Genomic DNA, 1,976 nt, shown 5'->3' with positions numbered 1-1,976 from the left:
CGCGATTTCCGGCATGGACCAGATGCGTGTGACAGTCGATCAGTCCCGGCGTGATCAGGCGGTTTTCGCAGTCAATCTTCTCAAAAGATTCATAGTCAGCAGGGAGAGAATCTTCTGCACCGACATAAGCGATTTTGCCGTCCTGGACGGCGAGCGCTGCATTGTCGATGAGCCCCAGACCTTCGGCGTTTTCACCCAAGGTGGCGATGCGTGCCTGCGTTAAAACGAAGTTGGTTTTCTGTGTCATGAGCGTTTTCTCGCTTCCCCTGTTTTTCGATAATGTATATACATAATAGCGAAGTCGCCAAGAGAAAAAATGCATCCGATTGCGATCTGTTGAAAAGTGATGCAGCAAAATGGGCGGAAAGAGGAGCGGAACATAATGTCAGCCACGGTCGAAAAAACGCAATTTATCCATGCCGGACAGGCGCTTCTGCAAACGGGGTGGGCGGATGATGTGCGGCTTGGCATTGTTGATGGAAAAATCGCATCTGTGGAAACTGGCGTCAGCGCGCAGCCGGGCGACGAACACCATGCAGTGATCGTTTTAGGCATGCCAAATCTGCACAGCCATGCGTTCCAGTATGGCATGGCAGGACTGGCTGAGCGGCGTGGACCTTCCGCTGACAGCTTCTGGAGCTGGCGCGAGATCATGTATAAGTTCGCGCTGACCATGACGCCGGAACAGGCGGAAGCAGTCGCGTTGCGGCTTTATGTCGATATGCTGGAAGCCGGTTTCACGCGCGTCGGTGAGTTTCATTATCTGCATCATGATCGCGATGGCACGCCTTACAGCAATATCTCGGAAATGGCGGATCGTATTGTCTCGGCAGCGCGAACTGCTGGTATCGGGCTGACATTGTTGCCGGTGCTTTACGCACATTCGACATTCGGCGGTGCCGATCCGAATGAAGGCCAGCGCCGTTTCATCAATGATGAAGCAAGCTTTGCGCGCCTAATCGAAGGCTGCCAAAAGGCGCTTGCCGGTTTCGATGGTGCCGTGCTTGGCGTAGCCCCGCACAGCCTGCGTGCTGTCACCCCTGATGAATTGACATTTGCGGCAAAGCTTTTGCCGGATGCGCCTGTGCATATTCACATTGCCGAACAGGTCAAGGAAGTGGAGGACTGCATTGCGTGGTCCGGACAGCGACCGGTCGAATGGTTGCTCGATCATCAGGAATTGTCTTCGCGCTGGTGTCTCATTCACGCGACCCATATGACCGATGATGAAACACAGCGCATGGCTGAGGCGGGCGCGATTGCCGGTCTTTGTCCTGTGACGGAGGCCAATCTGGGTGACGGAACCTTCAATGCTACGGTCTTTCACAAGGCAGGCGGCAAGTTCGGCGTTGGCTCGGATTCGAATGTGCTGATCGGTATCAGCGATGAGTTGCGCCAGTATGAATATTCGCAACGTCTCCTGCACCGCGCGCGTAATGTTCTGGCCGAGAACGAAGGCTCGACCGGCCGCACACTTTTCGATGGCGCGGTGACCGGTGGCAATATCGCTATGGGACGCGCAGGCGATGGCTTGAAAGTGGGGGCTTCGGCCGATTTTGTATCGCTTGATGTTGAGCGTCTGCCCCACGCAAAAAGGGATGCGGCTCTCGATGGCTGGATTTTTGCCGGTCGTGCGCGTGCCTCTGATGTGTGGGTGCGTGGCGTGAAACAGGTGGAGGGTGGACATCACCGCTTGCGCGATGAAGCCGAGCGTGCTTTCCAGAAAGTGATCGGCGAATTGTTGGATTAAAAGGGGCGTATGATGCAGGACAATGGTGTTGTCACGTTAACTGGGCTACAGTTGCCTGCCTGACGGTTTGGGCGTAATTTTTGGCGATGCAGACATCAGGGTGTTGTCACGTTAAGTTTCTCTGGCCGGAAAGGCCAGGGGCTCGTAGATATTCAGGCGAAACAGGCCGCAATTTTCCATGCATCGAAAGCTTCGAGGCGATGGTAGCGAATTGTGTGTGCGGCTC

The 1,976-nt window shown here is 55.0% G+C and carries 1 protein-coding gene and 1 pseudogene; one reads left to right on the top strand and one right to left on the bottom strand.

Going from position 1 to position 1,976, the window contains the following annotated elements; all coding sequences use genetic code 11:
* Positions 1–247 (bottom strand): annotated as a pseudogene (locus OPR82_RS22675) (imidazolonepropionase); the annotation flags it as partial.
* Between the two features lie 135 nt (positions 248–382).
* Between OPR82_RS22675 and OPR82_RS22670 the strand changes: the two are divergent.
* Entirely contained in the window at positions 383–1,750 is a 1,368-nt protein-coding gene (locus tag OPR82_RS22670; protein WP_265987230.1) for a formimidoylglutamate deiminase, read from the top strand.
* The last annotated feature ends 226 nt before the right edge of the window (positions 1,751–1,976 follow it).

The sequence above is a fragment of the Ochrobactrum chromiisoli genome, from assembly GCF_026241335.1.
GTDB lineage: Bacteria > Pseudomonadota > Alphaproteobacteria > Rhizobiales > Rhizobiaceae > Brucella > Brucella chromiisoli.
The sequence above is the reverse complement of the archived record's forward strand: the minus strand, read 5'-3'. Positions and strand labels throughout refer to the sequence as shown.

What these genes read in the sequence shown, in the direction of transcription:
- OPR82_RS22670 (WP_265987230.1), top strand. Translation starts at nt 383, where the DNA reads ATGTCAGCCACGGTCGAAAAAACGCAATTTATCCATGCCGGACAGGCG.